Source organism: Tateyamaria omphalii (assembly GCF_001969365.1).
In the GTDB taxonomy this organism is placed as follows: Bacteria; Pseudomonadota; Alphaproteobacteria; order Rhodobacterales; family Rhodobacteraceae; genus Tateyamaria; species Tateyamaria omphalii_A.
This window is the reverse complement of sequence record NZ_CP019312.1, coordinates 88,705-112,410: the sequence shown is the minus strand read 5'-3', so window position 1 is coordinate 112,410 and position 23,706 is coordinate 88,705. Positions and strand designations below refer to the sequence as shown.

At 63.6% G+C, this 23,706-nt stretch carries 18 protein-coding genes; 7 read left to right on the top strand and 11 right to left on the bottom strand.

Annotated features, from left to right (window positions below):
- Window positions 1-9 precede the first annotated feature (9 nt).
- Complete coding sequence (locus BWR18_RS00530) at window positions 10-1,275, bottom strand: sugar ABC transporter permease (RefSeq protein ID WP_076626176.1); 1,266 nt, start codon at window positions 1,273-1,275, stop codon at window positions 10-12.
- A gap of 145 nt (window positions 1,276-1,420) precedes the next feature.
- Window positions 1,421-2,398, bottom strand: a complete 978-nt coding sequence (gene xylF / locus BWR18_RS00525; RefSeq protein WP_076630031.1) for a D-xylose ABC transporter substrate-binding protein — start codon at window positions 2,396-2,398, stop codon at window positions 1,421-1,423.
- 218 nt (window positions 2,399-2,616) lie between these two features.
- On the opposite strand from xylF, the gene BWR18_RS00520 reads away from it, so the two are divergent.
- Both BWR18_RS00520 and BWR18_RS00515 read left to right on the top strand, forming a co-directional pair.
- Window positions 2,617-3,819 (top strand): ROK family transcriptional regulator, encoded by a 1,203-nt coding sequence (locus BWR18_RS00520; RefSeq protein ID WP_076626174.1) that lies wholly within the window; start codon window positions 2,617-2,619, stop codon window positions 3,817-3,819.
- Window positions 3,812-5,341, top strand: coding sequence for a CRTAC1 family protein (locus BWR18_RS00515; protein ID WP_083957590.1), 1,530 nt, complete (start codon window positions 3,812-3,814; stop codon window positions 5,339-5,341). Before BWR18_RS00520 ends, BWR18_RS00515 begins: the two co-directional genes overlap by 8 nt.
- 250 nt (window positions 5,342-5,591) lie before the next feature.
- On the opposite strand, the gene BWR18_RS00510 is transcribed toward BWR18_RS00515, so the two are convergent.
- The 3 genes from BWR18_RS00510 to xylB are packed head-to-tail and all read right to left on the bottom strand — an operon-like array spanning window position 5,592 to window position 9,629.
- Window positions 5,592-6,857: a cytochrome-c peroxidase gene (locus BWR18_RS00510; protein WP_254684994.1), complete on the bottom strand. Its 1,266-nt coding sequence runs from the start codon at window positions 6,855-6,857 to the stop codon at window positions 5,592-5,594.
- Window positions 6,858-6,876: 19 nt separating this feature from the next.
- The gene (xylA, locus tag BWR18_RS00505; protein ID WP_076626171.1) at window positions 6,877-8,184 is read right to left on the bottom strand and encodes a xylose isomerase; all 1,308 of its coding nucleotides are present in this window, start codon (window positions 8,182-8,184) and stop codon (window positions 6,877-6,879) included.
- Window positions 8,181-9,629: a xylulokinase gene (xylB, locus tag BWR18_RS00500; protein WP_076626170.1), complete on the bottom strand. Its 1,449-nt coding sequence runs from the start codon at window positions 9,627-9,629 to the stop codon at window positions 8,181-8,183. The genes xylA and xylB overlap by 4 nt, the downstream gene beginning before the upstream one ends.
- 359 nt (window positions 9,630-9,988) lie before the next feature.
- Here xylB and rpe point away from each other — a divergent pair, with 359 nt between their 5' ends.
- A complete protein-coding gene (rpe, locus tag BWR18_RS00495) occupies window positions 9,989-10,678 on the top strand; it encodes a ribulose-phosphate 3-epimerase (protein ID WP_076626168.1) in 690 nt (229 codons plus the stop codon).
- A gap of 53 nt (window positions 10,679-10,731) precedes the next feature.
- On the opposite strand, the gene BWR18_RS00490 is transcribed toward rpe, so the two are convergent.
- The 6 genes from BWR18_RS00490 to BWR18_RS00465 form a co-directional block, all read right to left on the bottom strand.
- Entirely contained in the window at window positions 10,732-12,228 is a 1,497-nt protein-coding gene (locus BWR18_RS00490) for a class I adenylate-forming enzyme family protein (RefSeq protein ID WP_076626167.1), read from the bottom strand.
- Complete coding sequence (locus BWR18_RS00485; RefSeq protein WP_076626165.1) at window positions 12,221-12,643, bottom strand: PaaI family thioesterase; 423 nt, start codon at window positions 12,641-12,643, stop codon at window positions 12,221-12,223. Before BWR18_RS00485 ends, BWR18_RS00490 begins: the two co-directional genes overlap by 8 nt.
- Window positions 12,624-13,694 carry an acyl-CoA dehydrogenase family protein gene (locus BWR18_RS00480; protein ID WP_076626164.1) on the bottom strand — a complete coding sequence of 357 codons (1,071 nt, stop codon included), beginning with the start codon at window positions 13,692-13,694 and terminating at the stop codon, window positions 12,624-12,626. The genes BWR18_RS00485 and BWR18_RS00480 overlap by 20 nt, the downstream gene beginning before the upstream one ends.
- A complete protein-coding gene (locus BWR18_RS00475; protein ID WP_076626162.1) occupies window positions 13,694-14,893 on the bottom strand; it encodes an acyl-CoA dehydrogenase family protein in 1,200 nt (399 codons plus the stop codon). Before BWR18_RS00475 ends, BWR18_RS00480 begins: the two co-directional genes overlap by 1 nt.
- Before the next feature lie 3 nt (window positions 14,894-14,896).
- A complete protein-coding gene (locus BWR18_RS00470) occupies window positions 14,897-16,987 on the bottom strand; it encodes an FAD-dependent oxidoreductase (RefSeq protein ID WP_076630029.1) in 2,091 nt (696 codons plus the stop codon).
- A gap of 186 nt (window positions 16,988-17,173) precedes the next feature.
- A complete protein-coding gene (locus BWR18_RS00465; RefSeq protein WP_438873639.1) occupies window positions 17,174-17,671 on the bottom strand; it encodes a class I SAM-dependent methyltransferase in 498 nt (165 codons plus the stop codon).
- A 143-nt stretch (window positions 17,672-17,814) separates the two neighbouring features.
- Between BWR18_RS00465 and BWR18_RS00460 the strand changes: the two genes are divergently transcribed.
- From BWR18_RS00460 to BWR18_RS00445, 4 genes are read left to right on the top strand one after another with little or no spacing between them, the layout of a single operon-like run.
- The gene (locus BWR18_RS00460; RefSeq protein WP_076626159.1) at window positions 17,815-19,584 is read left to right on the top strand and encodes an ABC transporter ATP-binding protein; all 1,770 of its coding nucleotides are present in this window, start codon (window positions 17,815-17,817) and stop codon (window positions 19,582-19,584) included.
- Window positions 19,577-21,502, top strand: coding sequence for an ABC transporter substrate-binding protein (locus BWR18_RS00455; protein WP_076626157.1), 1,926 nt, complete (start codon window positions 19,577-19,579; stop codon window positions 21,500-21,502). The genes BWR18_RS00460 and BWR18_RS00455 overlap by 8 nt, the downstream gene beginning before the upstream one ends.
- Complete coding sequence (locus BWR18_RS00450; RefSeq protein WP_076626156.1) at window positions 21,499-22,527, top strand: ABC transporter permease; 1,029 nt, start codon at window positions 21,499-21,501, stop codon at window positions 22,525-22,527. The genes BWR18_RS00455 and BWR18_RS00450 overlap by 4 nt, the downstream gene beginning before the upstream one ends.
- A gap of 4 nt (window positions 22,528-22,531) precedes the next feature.
- Window positions 22,532-23,686, top strand: coding sequence for an ABC transporter permease (locus BWR18_RS00445; RefSeq protein ID WP_076626154.1), 1,155 nt, complete (start codon window positions 22,532-22,534; stop codon window positions 23,684-23,686).
- The last annotated feature ends 20 nt before the right edge of the window (window positions 23,687-23,706 follow it).

The following is a 23,706-nucleotide window of genomic DNA, read 5'->3' as shown; positions in this document are numbered from 1 at the left end:
AGTCCTCCCTCAGACGCCGGCGCGGCGGCGGTAAACGATGTCGATCCACACGGCGAGGACGAGCACAAAGCCCACGACGATGTTCTGCAAAGGCGCATCGACCCCGACCGAGGCCATGCCAGATTGCAGCGATTGCATGATCAACGCACCGATCACGGCGCCATAGATCGTACCCGCGCCACCGGACAGAGCCGTGCCCCCGATGACGGCGGCAGCAATCACGCGCAACTCGTCCAGCGTGCCCAGCCCTACGTCTACGGCGTTCAGACGGGCCGATGCGATAATCGACGCGATGCCGGTCAGGGCACCCATCAGGGCAAAGACCTTGACCGTCAGCAGGCGCGTGTCGATGCCCGACAGCGATGCCGCTTCCGGATTGCCGCCGGTGGCATAGACGTAGCGGCCAAAGCGGGTGCGGGTGGCGATGATGGTCATCACGATGGTGACGGCCAGCAGGATCACGACCGGAATGGCGACGCCGTGGTTCCAGACCATACCGTCATTATACTCGATACCACGCGCTTCAGTCATGCGGCGCATGGCGCCCCTCGGGATCGGATAGCTGTTCATGATCCAGACAAAGGCAATAATCAGACCGGCCGCCATGGCCATCAGGATGCCCTCGGCCCACATTGGCTTGACGGTGAAGCCGTGTGTCGACTTGCGGCGGCGGCTCAGCAGCATGATGCCAACGGCAACTAGCGCGGCGATGGTGCCGAACACCCAGCTCAGCGTTTCACCCAGCGTGCCCTCGGCCCCGCCACCGAGTAGGCGGAAGACCGGGTCCAGTGGCGCTTGAGTCTGGCCCTTGGTGACCCACCACATCGCACCACGATAGACGAGGAAGCCGCCCAGCGTCACGATAAAGGCAGGCACGGTCAAATAGCCGATGACCCACCCCTGCATCGCGCCCAAGACGGCGCCCATCAAGACTGCAGCGATCACGGCGATGACCCAGATCATCGGGTGACCGAGACCCAGCATGGATGGCAGCCATTGCACTTGCAAGGCAGCGACCGTCATGCCGATGAAGCCCAAGAGCGAGCCAACGGACAGGTCGATATTGCGTGTGACGATCACGAACACCATGCCCGTTGCCATCACGGCAACGGATGCTGTCTGAACGCTCACGTTGAAAAAATTGCGCGGGGACAGAAAGCGCCAGTCGGTAAAGAAACCGAACACGAGCCAGATGACCACAAGCGCCCCGATCATCCCCAAAAGCCGAGCGTCAAGGCCCAGCTTGTCCATCATTGATTTGGCCTGGTCGTCCATGTCCCCTGCCCTTTTATCCTGTTGCGGTGGCACACCTCGCCTGTCGGCTGGCACGTGCCGCCGTCAGATGTGCCTGCATGTCTGGTGAGTTTTGGTATGGTCCGCCCCGGCATACGGATGCGCCGGGGCGGGAAATTATGCGGCCTTACTGGCAAACCGCCAGTGACGAGCCTGCGCACAGCGCGTCTTTTTCGATCCAGCCTGCGTCCAGCACGACGTTCAGATTGTCCGCTGTCACCGGAACCGGCTCCAAGAAGATCGACGTCATGGTGGTGCCGCCGGGCGACGTCCAGTCGGCTGCGCCGTCCACGTCTTCGCCCTTGGCCAGCGACACGGCGATCTCGCCCGCTGCTGCACCCAGTGCGCGCGCATCTTTCCAGACAGACACGGTTTGCGTGCCAGTGGCGACGCGGTTCAAAGCGGCGTGGTCACCATCCTGGCCCGAGACCGGAATGCCTTCCATGCCCTGAGCTGTCAGCGCGGCCACAACACCACCCGCTGTGCCGTCGTTCGAGGCCACAACTGCGTCAACATTGTTGTCGGCGGCGGTCAGGATCTGCTCCATGTTGCGCTGCGCGTTCGCAGGCACCCAGCCGTCGGTATAGGCTTCGCCAACGATGGTGATGTCACCGGCGTCGATGGCCGCTTGCAGCACTTCTTGCTGACCGCCACGCAGGAAGTCGGCGTTGGGGTCGGTGGGCGAGCCCTTGATCATCACGTAGTTGCCCTTGGGCATCGCTTCGAGCACCGCGCGGGCTTGCATACGGCCCACTTCGACGTTGTCGAATGTCAGGTAGAAGGCGCGGTTGTCTTCGATCAGACGGTCATAGGCGACGACCGGAATCTCTTCATCGGCGGCGGCCTGCACGGCCGGGCCGATCGACGACGCGTCTTGCGCCAGAATGATCAGCGCGTCGGCGCCCTGCGCGATCAGGCTTTCGATGTCAGCGAGTTGCTTGGCCGAGGACGACTGCGCGTCGGCGGAAATATAGGTGGCGCCGGCGGCGTCCAGTGCGGCCTTGATGGCGGCCTCGTCAGTTTTCCAGCGCTCTTCCTGGAAGTTCGACCAGCTTACACCCACGGTCACCGCGTGACCGTCGGCCAGAACCGGCGAAGTAAGCATGGTGGCAGCCGCAAGGGCGCCCAAAAGCGTGCGTCGTTTCATGAAGTGTCCTCCCAAAGACATGCCCGCCATCGTACCTTTTGCAGCGGGTGTCCCATTGTTAGACACTTAAATTCGAAAAGCAAATTAAATTGGACAGCTTCCGAAAAAACCGTCATCATCTTAACTGGAGGTCGCAGGCTTTGGCGCGCGGCGGGAGGAAAAAAGAGAACAAAATCATGCCATTCGGTCACCAGAAGGTCGAAAGCAGACGGCTCCTGCTGCGCGAGATCTCGCAGCACGGACCGGTGCCGCGCATTGATCTGGCAGAGCATACCGGGATCAGCCGGGCGACCGTGACGTCGGTCACGGCAGACCTTTTGCGCGGCGGATTGATCGAGGAAGTGCCCCGCGAATCACGCAGCGACGAATCGGCCCGCGGACGGCCACGGGTCGATCTGAAGATCGCGGGCGGCGCCCACCTGATCGCCGGTCTGAAAGTATCGAACGCGTCGATCTCGCTCGTATTGCTGGACTTCGACGGTGTGGATGTGATGGACCATGAGTGCGTGATCCCGATGGGGCGACTGGCGCCAGACGCGCTTGCCGGGCACATCAGGTCAGGGCTGGCAGACCTTGCCGACAAGGCCGGGCGCAGGCTGTCCGACATCTCCGCAGTGGGCGTGGGCCTTGCCGGTGTTGTCGATGCGGAGCACGGGTTGGTCTATTGGTCGCCCTCGCTCAACCAGCGCAACGTGCCGTTCGGCGACGTGTTGCGGGAGGCCCTGGGCGTTTCGGTCTATGTGGACAACGACGCGAACCTTGTCGCCATGGCCGAACTGACCTTTGGCCTGGGCAAATCGCATTCCGATTTCATCGTGATCACCATCGAAAGCGGCGTGGGCATGGGCATGGTGCTGGGGGGGCAGCTTTATCGCGGCACGCGGGGCTGCGGCGCGGAGTTTGGCCATACCAAGGTGCATCTGGACGGCGCGCTGTGCCGGTGCGGGCAACGCGGGTGTCTGGAGGCGTATGTGGCGGATTACGCGCTGGTCCGGGAAGCGTCCAGCGTGGGCGGAATGAGCCTGACGACGCCGACCAACCAGGCCGTTGCGACCGTTCTGAGGGCGGCCAAGAATGGCGACCCGACGGCCCGGACCGTCGTGGACCGGGCCAGCAAGATGTTCGCTATGGGCTTGGCAAACCTGGTAAATATCTTTGACCCGGAGCTGGTGATCCTGGCAGGCGAGCAGATGCAGTTCGACCATCTTTACGCCGACACGGTGATCGAGGAGATGCGCAAGAGCATCGTGGAGATCGACAAGCCCGCACCCGAGGTTGTCGTGCACAAATGGGACAACCTGATGTGGGCGCGCGGGGCAGCGGCCTATGCGCTGGAGTTTGTGCAGGACACCGCGGTCGAGGCATTGGAAGATGCGTAAGCCGTTCAGATTTCAGAAAAAATCCGACGTGGCTCGTGGCCTCGTCGCTGTGTTCCTCGGGGTGACGCAACCGGCATTTGCAGGGGAGCCCGCGTTTGTTCCGGTGGATGTGCCCGCGCATGTCTATGACGGCGGGTGGGAGCATTTCGTCGGTGGGGGTTTGGCGGTTTTTGATTGCGATGGCGACGCGCGGCCTGATCTGGTGGCGGCGGGTGGCAACAACAAGCCAGTGGTTTTGCGCAATATTTCGGACGGCGCTGTCGCGTTTCAGACGGTAATCGGATCCGGCCTGGACATGACTGGCACCACTGGCGCCTACCCCTTGGACATCGACAATGACGGGCGGCTTGATCTGGTCGTGTTGCGCGTTGGACCGGACGTGATCCTGCGCGGGCGTGGGGACTGCACATTCGCGCCGATGGCCTTTCAATTCGAGGATCGCTGGAGCACGGCGTTCTCTGCCACGTGGGAGGCAGGACAGGCGGCCCCCACCTTGGCCTTTGGCCATTACGTGGATCGCAGCGATCCCGATGGACCGTTTGAAGCCTGTGATATCAATCACTTATGGCGTCCAGATGGGGACACTTATGCCGTGACGGACCTGACGCCGGGCTATTGTGCGCTGTCGATGTTGTTCACCGATTGGGCCCGCACGGGCCGGGCCGATCTGCGGGTGTCGAATGACCGGCATTACTATGTCCGCGAGGGTGAGGAACAGATGTGGGCGATGGACGCCTCACCGCGCCTTTACACCGAGGCGGACGGCTGGGCGCGGCACAAGCTGTGGGGGATGGGCATTGCCGCCCGTGACCTCGACCGCGATGGGCGGGACGAAGTGTATTTGTCGTCGATGGGCGATCAGCGCCTGATGCGGCAGGTCGGTGACGGGCCGGGGTTCGAGGACGTGCCGTTCGAGACGGGAACGGCGGCGCACCGGCCCTATGTGGGCGGCGATGGGCGCCCTTCGACCGGGTGGCACATTGCCTTTGGCGACGTGAACAATGACGGGCGCGATGATGCGTTCATCGCCAAGGGCAATGTGCAGGAGATGCCGGGGCTGGCGATGGAAGACCCCAATAACCTGTTGATTGCGCTGGAGAATGGCACCTTCTCTGAGGCCGGAGATGTGGCTGGCGTTGCCTCCATGCACCGGGGGCGTGGGGCGGCGCTGGTGGATTTCGACGGTGACGGGCGTCTTGATCTGGCGGTCGTCAACCGGCGGGCGCCGCTGGAACTATGGCAAAACGTAACTGCTGATGTTGGCAACTGGTTGAGCGTTTCTGTGAGCCAGGCAGGCACCAACACGCAGGCGGTTGGGGCCTGGATCGAGGTCGATGACGGGACGGCCATTCAGGCCCGTGAGGTGACAGTCGGCGGCGGACACGCAGGAGGTGTGGCGGGGCCGCAGCATTTCGGGGTGGGCGCCGTCGAGACGGTGCGTTTGCGGATTCGCTGGCCCCATGGTGGGTGGTCTGAGTGGGTCGAGACGCCTGTGAACCGGGACATCGCGTTGCGCCGTTAACCTTTGCCCGATCGTGTGGCGCCTTCCCTTGTTTTCATAGGTCTTAACGCTCAAAACGCGGTGCACAGCGCGTACACACCCTGTGCACAGACCGTGCACCGTGCGTATGACCTGCGGCGGAGGTTAACGGACCGTACGATGATCCGAAGGACGCGTGCCGCGACGCGATTCATTTTTACTGATGAGGGGCGCTGCCCCTCAAACTCCCCGCCGTATTTTTCAAAGAGAAGAAGGGGCCTTTCAAAGTGCGCTATTGGTCTACGGGCAATCCGCTGGGGACCGTGGCGGGAATGCCCAAAGCGCCGCGCAGGCTTTGCGGGTCGGTGAGGGCATGGAGGAAGGCGAGGATGTCGTTCACTTCGCCATCCGTCAGCCGGATCGGTGTCAGGTCGTTGGCGGCGGCGATGCGCTCCATCTCGGCGCTGTCGGACAGCACGCGCATGTCGTCGGCGTCGAAGCCGGGCATGACGGCCTGGCTTATGTCATAGTGGTGCAGGCTGGTTACCGGATCGAGGTGGTGGCGCACCACCCCTTCGAGCGTGGCATAGGCGCCGCTGTGACCATAGGGCGCCGTATGCGCCACGTTGCGCAGGGGCGGCGTGCGGAAGGCGTAGGCGTCCTTTGGATCGCCCGTCACGCGCATCCGCCCTGTGTCCTGTGCGTGGCGTTCAAACCGCGCGGCCTTGCCCGGTCCGATTTGCGGCATGGCGATGGCGTGGAAGTCGTGGTCGGTCTGGAAGCGGCCCGAGTGGCAATCGGCGCACTGCGCCTTGCTGTAGAACAGGTCCATGCCGCGCATGGCCGCCGGGTCCATCTTGGTTCCGTTGCGCAGGTAGAGGTCGAAGGGGCTGGCCACGCCACGCCATTCGAAATCGAGGAAGGCGGCGAGCGCATCGGAGATGTCGGTGAAGTGGATGGGTTGATCCCCGATCACCGTGTCAAAGCGCGCGCGGTAGTCCGGGATGTTTTCGATCCTTTGCGACAGGAGATCCCACGCGCCACTGGGGCCGGTGATCAGGCCCTGGCGCACCGCCTGTGCAATCTCGTTTTCGCTGTAATGCCCGGCCATTTCATCCGGTGACAGGACGGGGAACATGGACTGCGCGGACAGGGCAGAGGCGAAGCCCGCCTCCATCTCCGCGCCCAGCGGCGTGCGGATGCCGGAGGGGCGGGTTGCGTCCTCCTCCAGTCGTCCATCGTGGAAGAACACGGTGAATTCGGTGGCGCCCAGGTTGAAGAGCGGCGGCGCGTTGCGGGGGATGCGCTGTTCCGGCAGGTTGTCTGGGTCGGCCATGCGGTCGGGGCCAAGGCCCGCCGCCCCGTCCCCCAGACCCAGCGACACGCCGTCGCCTGTGGCGAATTTCGGGTGGTGGCAGGTGGCACAGCTGACCGTCTTTGACCCGGACAGGATGGGATCGTAGAACAGGAGCTGCCCCAATTGGATCTGCGCGCTGTCCACCGCTGGAAACACAGGCTCGTCATAGGGCAGGTCGGCGGCCCAGAGCGGGACCGCCATCACCGCAAGCACAAGCGCCTTAGACGAAACGCGAAACATAGTTCTCCAAAATCTCCTGCCGTCCGGAATGGGGCTGCGGTTCGATGCCTTCGGCGATGACGCGGTCGGAGATGGAGGCCAGATCGCTGCCCAGCATCGCTTGCGCCTCGGGCGTGTCCCATGCGGCGTAGCGGGTGTTCAATGCCTCGTCCAACCCGCCATCCGCGATCATTGCAGCAGCCGCTTTGAGCCCCCGTGCACAGATGTCCATGGCGCCCACATGGGCGGCGATCAGGTCCTCTGCATCCAGGGACTGACGCCGCAGCTTGGCGTCAAAGTTCGTGCCGCCCTGCCCCAACCCGCCAGCCTTGAGGATGTGGTAGTAGACCAGCGCCACCTCGGGCACGTTGTTCGGGAACTGGTCGGTGTCCCAACCGGATTGGTAGTCGTTGCGGTTCATGTCGATGGAACCCAACATGCCGTCGGTTGCGGCCACGGCAATCTCATGTTCGAACGAGTGCCCGGCGAGGATGGCGTGGCCCTGTTCGAGGTTCAGCTTTACCTCATCCTCCAGCCCGTATTTGCGCAGGAAGCCGATGCAGGTGGCGGCGTCGAAATCATACTGGTGCTTTGACGGCTCCTGCGGCTTTGGCTCCACCAGGATCTGGCCCTTGAAGCCGATCTTGTGCTTGTATTCGACCACCATGTTGAGGAAGCGGCCCATATGGTCCAATTCCTGGCCCATGTCGGTGTTGAGCAGCGTCTCGTACCCCTCGCGCCCGCCCCAGAGGACGTAGTTCTGGCCGCCCAGCTTGAGGGTCGCGTCCATGCACCCCTTTACCGTCGCCGCCGCATAGGCGAACACATCCGGGTCCGGGTTGGTCGACGCACCAGACATCCAGCGGCGGTGGCTGAACATGTTGGCCGTGCCCCAAAGGCAGCCTACGCCGGTCTCTTCCATCTTGGGGCCGAAATAGTCGGTGATCTGGTTCAGCCGGTCGAGGCTTTCGGCGAATGTTGCCCCTTCGGGCCGGATATCAGCGTCGTGCCAGCAGAAATAGGGTACGCCGAGGCGGGCAAACATCTCGAACGCGACATCGGCCTTCATCTTGGCGCGGCCCATGTCGTCCTGCGGGTGCCAGGGGCGGATAAAGGTCTGGCCGCCGAACGGATCGCCCCCCTCCCATGCGAAGGAGTGCCAGTATGCGACGGCAAAGCGCAGGTGGTCCGCCATGCGCTTGCCCATCACCACCTCGTCCGGGTTGTAGTGGCGGAAGGCCATCGGGTTGGTGCTGTCTGGCCCTTCGAAGGTCGCAGGCGGGACGGCGTCAAAAAATCCAGTGGTCATGGCATGGCTTTCAGTTTGGGGTAGGCGCCTGCAAAGGCGGAATAGGCGTCGTCATAGGCGGACACGAGGGCGGCATCCGGGTGGATCACGTCGGCGATGGGCGGCTTGGTCATGACGCTGGCGGGGTCGGCGCCCGTGTCACCGCACATCGCGATCCGCGCGGCGCCCAGGGCTGCGCCGAACGCGCCTTCGTCCGGGCGTTCGAGCGGGATGTTGAGGGTCGTGGCCAGCATCCGGGTCCAGTGGTCGGACCGGCTGCCGCCCCCGATGGCGAGGGCCGAGGGCAGGTTTGCACCCGTTGCCTTGAGCGCTTCAAAGCTGTCGCGCAGGGCAAAACTGACGCCGGTCATCACGGCGCGGGTCAGGTCCTGCGGGCCCGAGGCGATGTCGAGATGTGTGAAGCCGCCCCGCACCTGCGCGTCGTTATGCGGTGTCCGTTCGCCGGAGAGGTACGGGTAAAACCTGACCGGGCCGGGCGGCGTCAGCGTGTCACCGAGGGCAGCGGACAAGTCCGCAGCACTTTGCCCTGTGATCCGGCTTAGCCAGTTCAGGCTGTCGGTCGCGGCCAGCACGACACCCATCTGATACCAGCGCCCGGGCACCGCGTGGCAAAACGTGTGCACGGCGGTGTCCGCATCAGGCGCATAGCGGTCGCGCCCGGCCAGCACCACGCCCGAAGTGCCGAGAGAAACAAACCCGTCCCCGTCCCCCAGCGCGCCCACACCGCAGGCGGCGACGGCGTTGTCCGCCCCACCGGCCACGACCTTGCAGGTAGGAGGCAGGGCCAGATCGGCGCGTGCGGTCTGCACCTCGCCCACCACATCGGTGCCTTCCAAAAGGTCGGGCATCTGGTCGCGGGACATGCCGCCAAGGGCCAGCAAATCGTCCGACCAGGCGCGCGCGCCGACATCCAGCCAGGCGGTGCCTGCCGCATCGGACATCTCGGTTGCATAGCGGCCCGTCAGCCACCACAGCAGGTAATCCTTGGGCAACATGACGCGGGCCACGCGGGCAAAGATGTCGGGCTCGTTCTGCGCGACCCAGGCCAGCTTGGGCGCGGTAAAGCCGGGAAACACGACATTGCCGCTGACGACGCGTGCGACGGGGTCGGCATCCATCGCGGCCGCCTCGATATGGCTGCGCGTGTCGTTCCACAGGATACAGGGGCGCAGCACAGAACCGGCCGCATCCACCATCACGGCCCCGTGCATGTGACCCGAGAAAGAGAGCGCCCGGATCGCACCATACGCCTGAGGATGCGCGTTGCGCAAAGCGGCAAGTGCGGCGCCCACACCGCGCACCCAATCGCCCGGGTCCTGCTCGCTCCACCCCGGCGCGGGGTGCGACACGTCATATGTGGCGTCGGCACTGCCAACGGCATACCCGTCGTCATCGACAAGCAACGCCTTCACGCCCGACGTGCCCAGATCAAGTCCGAGATACATCGATATCCTCCCTAGGCCGCCACCATGGCCGATCATTAATTCACTTGTCAAACTAAATATGATGTACGCCCCTCAGGAGCCATTTACTTTCAAAAAAGCTGCGTGCATCCCGCCAAGCGTCGGCACATTCGACGCCCAACCGGCGCGCCTGTCTAGCGCCATGCGGCAGCATAATGGACCAGAGCGCGTGAAAAACCGCTCCGGGGCTCCGCCCATTCGGACCTCAAACGCCGCCCCGCGGCGTTTGCAGCTGCGCGGAGCGGTCCGATTTCTCTGGTTCAAAAAATCCTCCCCGAAGGGCCCCTTTCCACCGGGCCGCCGGGCGGATATATCGCCCCCAACCCTATCACGAGGCCCCCATGACCTTCGACCGCTCGATCAAGATCGCACCCTCCATCCTCGCTGCCGATTTCGCGAATTTCGGTGCCGAATGCGCCGCCGTGGAAGCACAGGGCGCCGACTGGATCCACGTGGACGTCATGGACGGACACTTCGTGCCCAACATCACCTTCGGCCCCGCAACCTGCGCCGCCATCCGCCCGCATATCACGGGCGTGATGGACGTCCACCTGATGATCGCGCCGGTCGATCCCTATATCGACGCTTTCGCACAGGCGGGCGCCGATGTGCTGACGGCCCATGTGGAGGCTGGCCCCCACATCCACCGCACCCTCCAAGCCATTCGCGGCGCAGGCATGAAGGCAGGTGTCGCGCTCAACCCCGGCACGCCCGCTTCGGCGGTGGCAGAGCTGATGGACATGGTCGATCTTGTCTGTGTGATGACGGTGAACCCGGGCTTTGGCGGTCAGAAATTCATCGACATGACGGCAAAGATCAGCGCCTTGCGCGACATGATCGGCGACCGGCCCGTACACATCGAAATCGACGGCGGTGTGGACCCGACCACGGCCCCGCTTGTCGCCAAGGCCGGGGCGGATGTGCTGGTTGCGGGGTCAGCCGTCTTTCGAGGTGGCTCCGTTCAAAATCCGGACCCGTATGGAGAGAACATCCGCAACATCCGCGCTGCGGCGGAAGGGGTCTGGACGTAACCGCTTTCTTTGCAAGAAAGCGGTGCGGACACCGTGTCGTTTTCCGGCGGCGCTCAGGTTAACTGATCCGCGAAAGTCTCGATCAGACGATGCTTGAGAACCTTGCCTGTCGGCGCGGCGGGCAAGTGTGACGCCAACACATACCGCGCGGGCCGTTTGTACCCCGCCAACCTATCCCGGACAAAATCCCGCAACTCCCGCTCAGTCAGTACGCTTCCGTCTGGAACCTGAACAAAGGCCAGCACCTCTTCATCGCCGTCCTTGGAACGTCCAACAACCGCCGCCTGCACAACGCCAGGATGGTCGTTCAGCGCGGCCTCGACCTCGGGCGGGAACACGTTGAAGCCGCCGTGGATGATCAACTCCTTGGCCCGCCCCAGGATATGCAGCTTGCCCTCCGCATCAATCTGTCCGAGGTCGCCCGTGCGCAACCACCCGTGATCGTCCAGCACCTTGGCCGTCTCGCCGGGATTGCGGAAATACCCTTTCATCACATGCGGCCCGCGGGTCAGCACCTCGCCTCCGGGCACCGCCTCATCAATGGCGATCTCGATCCCCGGCAGCGCGGGGCCGACCGACGTATCGGGATCGCCGATCTGATTGCGCGTCGCCGCCGTTCCCGCCGTGCTTTCGGTCATGCCGTAGCCATTCTGGATCGCGACGCCGTAAAACGCCTCGGCCTCGCGTTTCCATGTTGGATCGAGAGGCGCCGCGCCGGACGAGACGTAGCGGAGCGTCTTGGACCCCAGTGCGGTGTCGCCCAATGCCTTGGCATGCGCCATCAGGAGCGCGTGCATTTGGGGCACGGCGGAGAAGAGCGTGATGCCGTCGCGCAGGGCGTCGAAGACGTCCGCGACGACGAAGCGGGGGACGAGGCGGACGGGGGCGCCTGCGTGGATGGCCGCGACGACGACGGAGCAGAGGCCGAAGACGTGGGTTGTCGGCAGGACGCCGTAGATCAGGTCGTTGTGGTGCATCCCGCGCAGTTCGGCGCTGGTTTTGCCGCCGAAGCGGACGTTGGCGTGGGTGAGCATGACGCCCTTGGGCTCGCCTGTCGTGCCGGTCGTGTAGAGGAGGACGGCGACGTCGCGGTCGCCGGGGAAACTGTCCCCGCGGGGACAGTGTAGGGATAGGGTTCCGTATGCGCCGGATATGGTGCCGGTATCTATATCTGCGACTTTTTTCTGTGCGGTGGCGCTGTGCTTTTCCGCATCTGGCGAGATCTGTGTGGTGAAGAACACCGCTTTGGGCTCCGCATGGGCGTCGACGCGGGCGATTTCTGCGGCGGTTTGGCGTGCGTTGATTGGGACGGCGATGGCCCCGAGCCGCCATATGGCGAAGAGGGCGGCGACCTTGGCGGCGCAGTTTTCCGAGACGATCATCACGCGGTCGCCCGGGCCGATGCCTTTGCCGTTCAGCACCTCCGCAATCTCGTCTGCGGCTGCGCTGAGTTGTGCATAGGTCAGGCGCGCGCCGGTGACATCTTCCAAGGCCAGAGCATCGGGCCGTGTCGCCACCTGATGGGCGAGTAGGTCGTGGACGCTAGGCACCCTTGACCCGCTTGTAGACGCCTGTGGAGGTGGCGAGGACGGTGCCGTTTTCGTCTTCCAGACGCCCTTCGGTGAAGATGGTGCTGCGTCCGCCGCCCGCGACTTCGCCGGTTGCGACCACAACGCCGGTGCTGGCGGGGGCGAGGTAGTTGGTGGTCATGGTCAGGGTCGCCACCTTGGTGCTGCCGTCGTTGTTGCCGGTCCGTGCCGCGGCAAAGCCCATGGCGTTGTCGAGCATGGCCGACATGATGCCGCCGTGCAGACCACCGTGGCGGTTGCCGTGCTGCGCGCCGATGTCGAGCCAGCAGCGAGAGATGCCGTCTGATTCCCGGATGTCCACGACGTAACCGAGCAGCGTTTGCGCACCCGTTTCGTCGCGGATGATCCCCGGCCCGTCAGGCGGCAGAGAGGGCAATGAACCGCTCCAGATGATAGTCCGTGTCGCCGAACCGGTGGTCGGCCATGACGATGCGTTTGGCGATATGGGCCAGTTCGTATTCCTGCGTCATGGCAATGCCGCCGTGCATCTGGATCGCTTCTTCAGCCACGAGACGGCCGATGCGGCCGATCAGGTTTTTGGAGGCGGAGAGGTGCATGTCGGCGTGTTTGTCTTCGATGTAACCGGCGGCGTTGATGACGGCGGAGCGGGCCTGTTCCAGCTCGATCAGCAGGTCGGACATGCGGTGCGCGAGCGCCTGGAACGTGCCGATGGGCCGCCCGAATTGCTTGCGCGTCATCAGGTAGTCCTTGGTCAGTGCCGTGGCGGTTTCCATGGCCCCCAACGCTTCGGCGCATTGGGCGATAAGGGCGAGGCGGTTGGCGGCTTCATAGTCTTCGAGCGTCAGGCCGAGCGGATCGCCGGGCGTGTTGTCGAGCGTGACTTCGGCGGCGCGGCCTCCGGCGAGGAGCGGGTAGCCCTGGATGTCCAGCCCCTGCGCGCCTTTGTCCACGAGGTAGAGCGCGATGGTGTCGCCGTCCTTGGCCGAGACGATCATGTGGTCGGCGGCTTCGGCGTTCATGACGACGGCCTTGCGGCCTGTGAGTTTGCCATCGGTGGCCGTGGTGTTCACGTGGTCGAGGTCATAGCGACCGTCGGGTTCGCCGTGGGCGACGGCGAGGTGCAGCGCGCCGCCAATCACCTGTTCCACGAAGTCCGTCTTGCCCGCCGCCGCGAGGAGGCGACCGCCGAGGAGGGCACTGTCGAGGATGGGTTCGACGACGCCTGCGCGGCCCAGTTCCTCGAACACTACGGCGATATCGAAGCCAGCGCCGCCGAAGCCGCCCATGTCTTCGGTAAAGAGCGCGCCGAGCACGCCGAGGTCCGCCAGTTCCGCCCAGATGTCTGCAGAGAAGCCAGTGTCGGACGCGAGGATATCATTGCGCCGTGCGGTTCCGTATTGTTCACGAAGGTAGCGCCGCAGCGTGTCCTGCAGCATCTGCCGTTCTTCGGTGAGGTTGAAGTCCATCAGGCGCCTCCGCTCATAGTCACCTTGGCGATGATGCCGCGTTGGATTTCGTTGGAGCCGCCGAAGATCGACAGTTTACGGTTGTTGAAATATTGCCCTGCGACAGGCCCCGCATCGAGCGGGTCGGGGATGCGGTCATTGGCGCCTTCGACCGCTTCGGAGGCGAAGGGCATCGCGTAGGGGCCAACGGCGCGGCGCGCCAAGTCGTTGATTTCCTGCCGGATAATCGACCCTTTGACCTTGAGCATGGACGCTTCCAGCCCCGGTGCCTCGCCCGCCGCAGCCTGCGAGATGATGCGCAAGTTGGTGGTGGCCATGGCGTGCAGGTCAATTTCCACCTGCGCCACGCGCGCGGCGAAGTGGGGGTTTTGGATCAGCGGTTTGCCGTTGTGATTGGCCGCCTTGGCGATGCGTTTGACAGCCTTGAGCCCCGCTTGGGAGAAGCCGACGCCGCCAAGCCCCGTGCGTTCGTGGGTGAGCAGGTACTTAGCGTAGGTCCAGCCCTTGTTTTCCTCGCCGACGAGGTTTTCCACGGGCACTTTGACATCGGTGAACCAGACCTCATTCACCTCATGCGTACCGTCGAGCAGGATGATGGGACGCACTTCAACGCCGGGGGTTTCCATGTCGATGAGCAGGAAGCTGATCCCCTCCTGCTGCTTTGCATCCGGATCCGTACGGACGAGGCAAAAGATCATGTTGGCGAATTGGCCCAGTGTCGTCCATGTCTTCTGGCCGTTGACGATATAGTGGTCGCCGTCCCGCACCGCTTTGGTTTTGAGCGAGGCAAGGTCGGAGCCTGCGCCCGGTTCTGAATAGCCCTGACACCACCAGTCGGTGCCGTCGAGGATGCGGGGCAGCCAGTGGTCCTGTTGGTCCTTGGAGCCGAATTTTTGCAGGACGGGGCCAAGCATCGAGAGGCCAAAGGGGACAATGCGGGGGGCGTTGGCGTCGGCGGCTTCCGTGTCGTAGATGTGGCGCTGGACGGCGGACCATTCAGCGCCGCCGTATTCCTGGGGCCAGTTCTGCGCCAGCCAGCCGCGATTGTTCAGGATCGCGTGCCAGCGTTCCATATCATCCTTGGTCAGGTCGGTGTCGAGCCGGACCTTTTCGGCAATGTCTTGCGGCAGGTCGTCGGCCAGGAATTGACGCACTTGCGTCTGGAAGGCTTGTTCGTCGGGGGAGTAGCTCAGGTCCATATCTCAGCCCTTTTTGTTCAGGTCATCGAAGGTTTTGTTTTCTGCCACCAATTGTTCCAAAAGGGGCGCAGGCGCCCAGAAGTCGGGGTCGGCGGCGGCGTAGGATTTGATGTCGTTCAGGAGCGGTTCGAGGCCAACGATGTCGGCCCATTTGAGCGGGCCGCCCCGATAGCGCGGGAAGCCATAGCCGAAGAGCAGTGTCATATCGACGTCGAGCGGGCGGCGGGCGATGCCTTCGCCGACGACCTTGGCGGCCTCGTTGACCATGGCGGCCATGTAGCGGCGGGTGATCTCTTCGTGGTTGAAGTCGCGAGGGGTGATGCCCAGCCTTGCGCGGTCGGCTTCGATCATCGGCAGGACGTCAGGGTTGGGCACGCGCGCCTTGGGGCCGGCGGCATAGTCATAGTAACCTTTGCCGGTTTTCTGGCCAAAATGGCCGTCTTCGCAGAGTTTATCGGCGTAGGTGGCATCGCGTGTGGGCGCGTGCCCTTCGGCCCGTTTGCGTTTGCGCACGGCCCAGCCGATGTCGAGACCGGCAAGGTCGGCGACGGCGAAGGGGCCCATGGCGAACCCGAACTCTTCGAGGGCCGCGTCGATGTCGTAGGGGGACGCGCCGTCGAGGATCATCTGGTCGGCGGCGGTGCGGTAGGTGGCGAGGATACGGTTGCCGATAAAGCCGTCGCAGACGCCCGCGCGGACAGAGATTTTGTTCAGCCGCTTGCCCAGCGCGAAGCCGGTGGCGGTGACTTCGGGTGCGGTTTTGTCTCCGACGACCACCTCAAGCAGTTTCATAACATGGGCGGGAGAGAAGAAATGGAGGCCAAGGACGTCTGCGGGGCGGGAAGTCGTGGCAGCGATTTCGTTGATGTCGAGATAGGAGGTGTTGGAGGCGAGGATGGCGCCGGGTTTGCAGACGCGGTCAAGTTCGGCGAAGACCTGTTTCTTGACGTCCATGTCCTCGAACACCGCTTCGATGACCAGATCGACCTCGGCGAGCGTGTCGTAGCTGGTGACGATCTGCAGGGCCTGGGTCAGGATGGCCTCGTGCTGGTCGGCGGTGATCTTGCCGCGTTTTAGCGCGCCCGCGAGGTTGCCTTCGATCCGGCCACGGGCGGCTTCGCCTGCCTCGGGCGACATTTCCAGCAGATGCACCCGGAGGCCAGAGAGCAGGGCCGCCGTGGCGATGCCAGCGCCCATCGTACCGCCACCGATCACGGCGATGTGGTGCACGGCCCGGGGCTCGACCCCTTTCAACTCGGGCAGGTTGCTGACCGCGCGTTCGGAGAAAAAGGCGTGGATCATGCCCTGCCGCTGGTCGGTCTGCATGAGATCGTAGAAGATCTGGCGCTCGGCCTTCAGCCCTTCGGCAAAGGGTTTCTCGACCGACGCCTGCACGGCGCGCACACACCAGGCGGGGGAAATCTGGCCGCGGCCCTTGGCGAGGATCGCGTCAAAGGCGGCGTCCCAGTCGATGGGATCCGGTGGCGGCATGGCAGAAACCGGGCGCGGGCCTGCGCCCTCATCCAGCAGCCTTTGCGCATAGGCGATGCCGTTGTCCTTGGGGTCGCCGTCTTGGACCACGTCGATAATGCCCAGCGCATGGGCCTTGTCCGCGCCGATATGGCGACCGGTTGTCATCACATCCAGCCCCGCCTCGACCCCCGTCAGGCGCGGCAGGCGTTGGGTGCCACCGGCACCGGGGAGCAGCCCCAGATGCACCTCCGGCAGGCCGACCTTGGCCGAGGGCACGGCGATGCGGTAGTGACAGCCCAGCGCGACCTCGAGCCCGCCCCCGAGCGACACGCCGTGCATCGACGCCACGACCAGCAGCGGCGAGGCTTCGATACGGTTGACCAGATCGGGCAGGTGAGGCGCGAGCGGGGGCTTGCCGAATTCAGTGATGTCGGCACCGGCAAAAAACGCGCGCCCCTCGCCGACGATCAGAACGGCGCGCACGCCCGCGTCCGCCTCGGCCCGGTCCATGCCATCGGACAGGCCCTGCCGCACGGCTTGGGACAATGCGTTCACCGGCGGGTTCCGGACCGTCAGGATGGCGATGTCGCCCTGTCTTGAATAGGCAATCTTGTCGCTCATGGTCCCTCCGCTGACAGTGAATGCGCGCGGGTCCTCCACCCGGTGCATGGTTCAGCCTAGGCGTGCACAGAAAAAGGGCAAGCGTTTCGCAAAACGCCGCAACGTCACTTCGGCGTGCCTTTGCTCCTTCATCTTGCCAGAAAAACTCTCCCCGACGGGCCGGTTTCTGCCGGGCAGATGGTTTGCCTAGCTGTTGCGTCGGTAAATGAAACAGCGGCCTTGCACCGCACCGTCGGGCAAAGGCTGTTCGACCAGAGTATCAAAATACATCCTGTCGGAGGACACCATCAACCCGCCAACAGCGAGCAGCGGCTCGATCACAGGCGACACCTTTTGTGCAAAAAGATCGTTCTTTTTCCGGTTGTGCCCGCCCAGATCGGCGTGGATCAGCGCCGCCGTCGGCCCAAATCGGGCCAGCGCGTCCGGCAGCGTGTCAAAGACGTCGCCCAGAAGGACCATGTCGTCGGGCGGTGTGCTGTCGGGATGCGATGCGATGGCCCGTTCGAACACATAGATGTCACGCGCGGGCATGATGTGGCGCATGTGGTGATAGGTCCGCCCGTTGCCCAGGCCAAGTTCAAAGACGGGCCCGTCCATATCCGCAATGACCGATGCCGCGTGGTCCAGACAGGCCCGTTGGGACACCATGCGGTCAACAAACAGGTCAAGGCGGCTTTGCGGCATGATCATTTCCTTTGCTTTTACCCTAGATGGGGCAAAAAGTGATGGAACGACAGCACATTTCCGCGACTTACCCGTGTATGGACGTAAACGATGGAATCAGTTTCACTGGTTCAGGCCCTGTGTGCGCTAACGAAGGACCTTGAATGGCCCCGCTACTGGACGTGAAAAACCTGTCGATCGGATTCGGCGCGGCGCCACCGGTCGTCGCCGGGGTGAATTTTTCCGTCTCTGCTGGCGAGACGCTGGCGCTGGTCGGTGAAAGCGGGTCGGGCAAGACGCTGACCTGTCGGTCCGTGCTGCGCATCCTGCCAAAGTCCGCGCAATTGCGGCAGGGCGAGGTGACGTTCGGCAGCGGCGCGTCCCGTTCCAACCTGCTCAAACTGTCCCAGCGCGACATCCGCGCCATTCGCGGCAATCGCATCTCGATGATCTTTCAGGAGCCCATGCGGTCGCTGTCGCCCCTGCACCGCATCGGCAACCAGGTGACCGAGGTGCTGACCCTGCACCGCGACATGACCGCCGAAGAGGCCAAGCGCGACGTGATTGCCACCTTTGAACGGGTGGGTTTTGCTGACCCTGAACGCGCGTTTCGCGCCTATCCGTTCGAGATGTCGGGCGGGATGCGTCAGCGCGCCATGATCGCCATGGCCATCGTCGCCAAGCCCGATCTGCTGATCGCGGACGAGCCGACCACGGCGCTGGACGTGACCACGCAGGCGCAGGTGCTGGGCCTGATGAAGGATCTGCAGCGCGACACCGGGATGGCGATGATCCTGGTCACCCACGATCTGGGGGTCGTCGCCAACATGGCAGACAGCGTTGTCGTGATGAACAAGGGCCACGTCATGGAAAGCGGCCCCGCCCCTGCCGTGCTGAGCGCGCCCGGCCATGGCTATACCCAAAAGCTGTTTGCCGCCGCCCCGATGATCCCCAAGGATCCGACACCTGCCGACCCGTTGCCCCAGAATGATCTGATCCTTGAGCTGAACAACGTGTCCAAGACATACACCGTGCGCGCGGGCGGCTGGCGTGAAAAGAAGAAGGTGCATGCGTGTGTCGATGTGAACCTGAAGCTGCCCCGTGGCAAGACGCTGGCCGTGGTGGGCGAAAGCGGGTCGGGCAAGACTACATGCGCCCGCATTGCTCTGGGCGCCGAGGTGCCGGACGAGGGTGCGGAAGTGCTGTTTCGGGCCGAGACGGGCGGCGCACCCGTTTGCATCAACCAGCTTAGCCGCGCCGACAAGGTCGCCTTTCAGCGTCAGGCGCAGATGGTGTTTCAGGACCCTTATTCATCACTCTCCCCCCGGATGCGCGTGCAGGAGGCGCTGACCGAGCCGATGGAAATCCACCGCATCGGCACCAAGGTGGCCCGCCGCGACAAGGCGGCGGAGATGCTGCGCTGGGTGGGGCTGGATCCGGACATGCTGGCCCGTTATCCCCATGCCTTCTCCGGCGGGCAGCGGCAGCGGCTGTCCATCGCGCGTGCGCTGACGTTGGACCCTGTGTTGCTGGTCTGTGATGAACCCACGTCCGCCCTGGATGTGTCCGTGCAGGAGCAGATCCTGAGCCTTTTGGAGCGCATACGCGACGGTATGGGGCTGAGCTATCTTTTCATAAGCCATGACCTGGCCGTGGTGGCCCGCATTGCCGACGAAGTTGCGGTCATGCGTCAGGGTGTTGTGGTCGAGCAGGCCCCGCCAGAGACCTTGTTCTACAACCCGCGCCACCCATATACCAAAGCCCTGATCGCGGCCCAGCCGGAACCGGATGTGCGCCGCCCCATTGATCTGGCAGAGGTCGCCCTCGGCGCGGGTTCGCCCGGTTCTTGGCCGGACATGTACCGGTTCGAGGGCGTGGATGCCCCCGACCTGATCCAGATTGACCCCGGACACAAGGTGCGTTGCCATGTTTGACCGTTTGACTGCCATTCTGATCGCGGGGGTCATCGCCCTGCCTTCCTTTGCCAAGCCCGTCGTGCAGGAAAGTAAGTTCTGGGCCCCGGAGGTGAAGAAGGGGCTGATGGACGCGGCGGTTGACCGTATTCCCGATGTGCCGCTGATCGTCGATCTGGAGGCGAAGGGGCGCCAGTACGGCACCCAGGGCGGTACGCTGCGCACCATGGTCACCCGCACCAAGGATGTGCGCCAGATGGTGGTCTACGGCTATGCGCGCCTAGTGGGCTACACCCACGAGTACGAGCTGAAGCCCGACATTCTGCGCGATGTCGAGGTGGATGAGGGCCGCATCTTTACCCTGCATCTGCGTCCGGGCCATCGCTGGTCAGATGGTGCGCCGTTCACATCCGCCGATTTTCAATACTGGTGGGATCATGTGGCCAACAATGCGGAGCTGAGCCCCAACGGCCCGCCCGAGGTCATGCGCATGGGTGATGATGTCGCCACGATGAGTTTTCCCGATGATGTGACGGTTGTTGTGGAATTTCCGCGCCCCAATCCGAACTTTTTGCAGTCGCTCGCGCAGGCCAGCCCGCCCTTCATTTACCGCCCGTCACACTACCTGAAACAGTTCCACGTTGCCTTCAACACCAAGGAAGCGATGGAGGAGATGATCGACAAAAAGCGGGTGCGCGGTTGGGCGCCGCTGCACAACAAGCTCGACAATATGTACAAGTTCGACAACCACGAACTGCCCACGTTGCAGCCATGGAAGCCGGCCTCGACCGGGGCGGCGATGCGGCATCTGTTTGTGCGCAATCCCTATTTCCACCGCGTGGACGCGCGCGGCACGCAGTTGCCGTATATCGACGTGGTCGAGATGGATATCGTCGGCTCCGGCCTTGTAGCGGCCAAGTCCAATGCGGGCGAAAGCGATCTGCAGGCTCGTGGGCTGGATTTCCGCGATACCTCCATCCTGAAGAAGGGTGAGGCGGACGGCGCGCCCTATCGCACCTTCCTGTGGTCGAACGGGGCCGCGAGCCAGATCGCGATCTATCCCAATCTGAACTTCGCCGACCCTGTCTGGCGCGAGGTGATGCGGGATGCCCGGTTCCGGCGCGCTCTGTCGCTGGGCATAGACCGGCGTATGATCAACCGCGCGCTGTACTTTGGCCTTGGCAAGGAGGGGGGTATGACGGCGCTGGCCAAAAGCCCGCTGTTCGATCCGGCGAACCTGACGCAATGGGCGATCTACGACCCCGACACCGCCAACCTGCTGCTGGACCAGATGGGCCTGAACCAGCGCACGCCCGCTGGCATTCGCCTGCTGCCCGACGGTCGGCCCATGGAGTTCGTGATCGAAACCGCAGGCGAGCGGCAGGAGGTCGAAAACGCGCTGGCGATCATCACCGACACATGGCGCGACATCGGTATCCAGCTGATCATGCGCCCGCTGGACCGCGACATCCTGCGCAACCGGGTCTTTTCCGGCGTGACCATGGCATCGGTCTGGTTCGGCTGGGACAATGGCCTGCCGCAGCCCGATACGCCGCCCAGCTATCTGGCGCCGACGGATCAGGTGTTCTTTGCCTGGCCGAAATGGGGGCAATTCTACCAGACGCACGGTGCCGCGGGCGAGCCTGTGGACCTCGCACCGGCGAAGCGCCTGATGGAATTGAGCGAAGCCTGGCAGCAAACCGACGACCCGCAGGCGCGCACCAATATCTGGAAGGAAATGCTCAAGATCCATGCCGACAATCAGTTCGGCATCGGCATCCTGAGCGAGGCGCCACAGCCCGTCATCGTGTCGGACCGCCTGCGCAATGTGCCGGAGCAGGGCAAGTGGGCCTGGGACCCCGGTGCGCATTTCGGGGTCCACCGGATCGACGAGTTCTTTTTCTCGGATGACGAACGGATCGCACAGGTGCGCGAATGATGTTCATCCGCTATGCAGCCTACCGGCTGCTGACGATGATCCTGACGTTGATCGTGGTGTCGATTCTGATCTTCATCATCATCAACCTGCCTCCGGGAGATTACCTGTCGAACCAGATCGCCGAATTGCGCGCCACCGGTCAGGCCGAGGGCGTGGCCAAGGCCGAATTTCTGCGCACAGAATACGCGCTCGACCGTCCCTTGTGGGAGCAATACCTGATCTGGGTGGGCGTGGCCCCCGGCCCGCAGGGGTTTTCGGGGCTGTTGCAGGGGGATTTCGGCTGGTCCTTTGAATTTGATGCGCCGGTGGCCGATATCGTGGGCGATGCGCTGTGGCTGACGGTTCTGGTGAACCTCGCCGCCGTTCTGTTTGTCTACATGGTCGCCCTGCCCCTTGGCGTGCTGGCCGCCGCCCGGTCGGCCACTTGGGTTGACTACACGACCGCCTTTATCGGGTATCTGGGCCTAGCCACGCCAAACTTTCTGCTGGCGCTGATGCTGTTCTATTACGGCAACAAATATCTTGGCCTGCCCATCGGTGGCCTGATGGCCCCCGAGTTTGAGGGCGAGCCGATGAGCCTGGCCAAGGTGCAGAGCGTGCTGGTCCACCTGATCGTGCCCACCTTTGTCATCGGCACATCCGGAGCGGCCGCCATGATGCAACGTTTGCGCGCGAACATGCTGGATGAGCTGTCGAAACCCTATGTCGAGACGGGCATGGCCAAGGGGCTGGCGCCGTCGAAGCTGCTGACCAAGTATCCGCTGCGCATGGCGTTCAACCCGTTTGTCGCCGATATCGGCAACCTGCTGCCCGCCATGGTGTCGGGGTCGGTGTTGGTGTCGGTGGTGCTGGGCCTGCAGACTATCGGACCTGCGCTGCTGACGGCGCTGAAGTCGCAGGACCAGTTTTTGGCCGCCTTTGTCCTGATGTTCGTGGCGCTGCTGACGCTGATCGGGACGATGGTATCGGATCTGCTGCTGGTTTTGTTGGATCCGCGCATCCGCTACGGCGCACGGGAAGGATAAAGAGATGAGCACCCTGCCCGACGGCCGCTATATCGACGACGCGCCTTATGATCCCAACGTGGACCTGTCGGCGCCCGAGCGGTCCGACATGGACGCCCCCAACTGGGTGCTGGTCTGGCGCAAGTTTCGCAAGCACAAGCTGGGCCTGATCTCGGGCATCTTTTTGTTTCTGGCATATATGGCGATCCCCTTTGCCGGTTTCATCTCGCCCTACACGCCCAACGAGCGCAGCGCCGATCACCTCTATCATCCCCCGCAGGCGATCAACTTCTGGCATGAGGGCGATTTCATAGGCCCCTTCGTCTATCCAACGACCGGGCGTGCGGATCTGGAGAATTTCCAGTGGGTGTATGAAACCGATACGTCCCGTCCGATGCCGTTGCAGTTCTTTTGCGAGCGGACGGAATACAAGCTGTTCTTCCTGATCCCGGCTGACCGCCACCTGTTCTGCGCGCCCGAGGGGGCGACGGTGTTCATCTTCGGCTCGGACCGGTTGGGGCGGGACGTGTTTTCGCGCATCTCCTACGGCGCGCAATTGTCTCTGACCGTGGGGCTGATCGGGATCACGGTGTCCTTCATCCTTGGCATCGGGTTCGGGGCGATTGCGGGCTATTTCGGTGGCTGGATCGACTGGGTTGTGAACCGGGCCATCGAGATTTTGCGGTCCTTGCCCGAACTGCCGTTGTGGCTGGCGCTGTCGGCGGCGGTGCCGTCGAATTGGGGGCCGGTATCCGTCTTTTTCATCATATCCATCATCCTCGGCCTGCTGGATTGGCCGGGGCTGGCACGGGCAGTCCGAAGTAAATTCCTCTCGCTGAGAGAGGAGGAATATGTGCGCGCGGCAGAGATGATGGGGGCCAAGCCCAGCCGCGTGATCCGGCGTCACCTGCTGCCGAATTTCATGTCGCACCTGATCGCGTCGGCCACCCTGTCGATCCCGGCGATGATCCTGGGCGAGACGGCACTTTCTTTCCTGGGCCTTGGCCTGCGCGCGCCTGCGGTGTCCTGGGGCGTGATGCTGAATGATGCGCAGAACCTGGCCAGCATCGAGATCTATCCGTGGACGGCGATCCCCATGCTGCCGATCATCATCGTGGTGCTGGCGTTCAACTTCCTGGGCGACGGGCTGCGCGACAGTCTGGATCCGTACAGCGATTAGTGGCTTGGGCGGATCGGGAT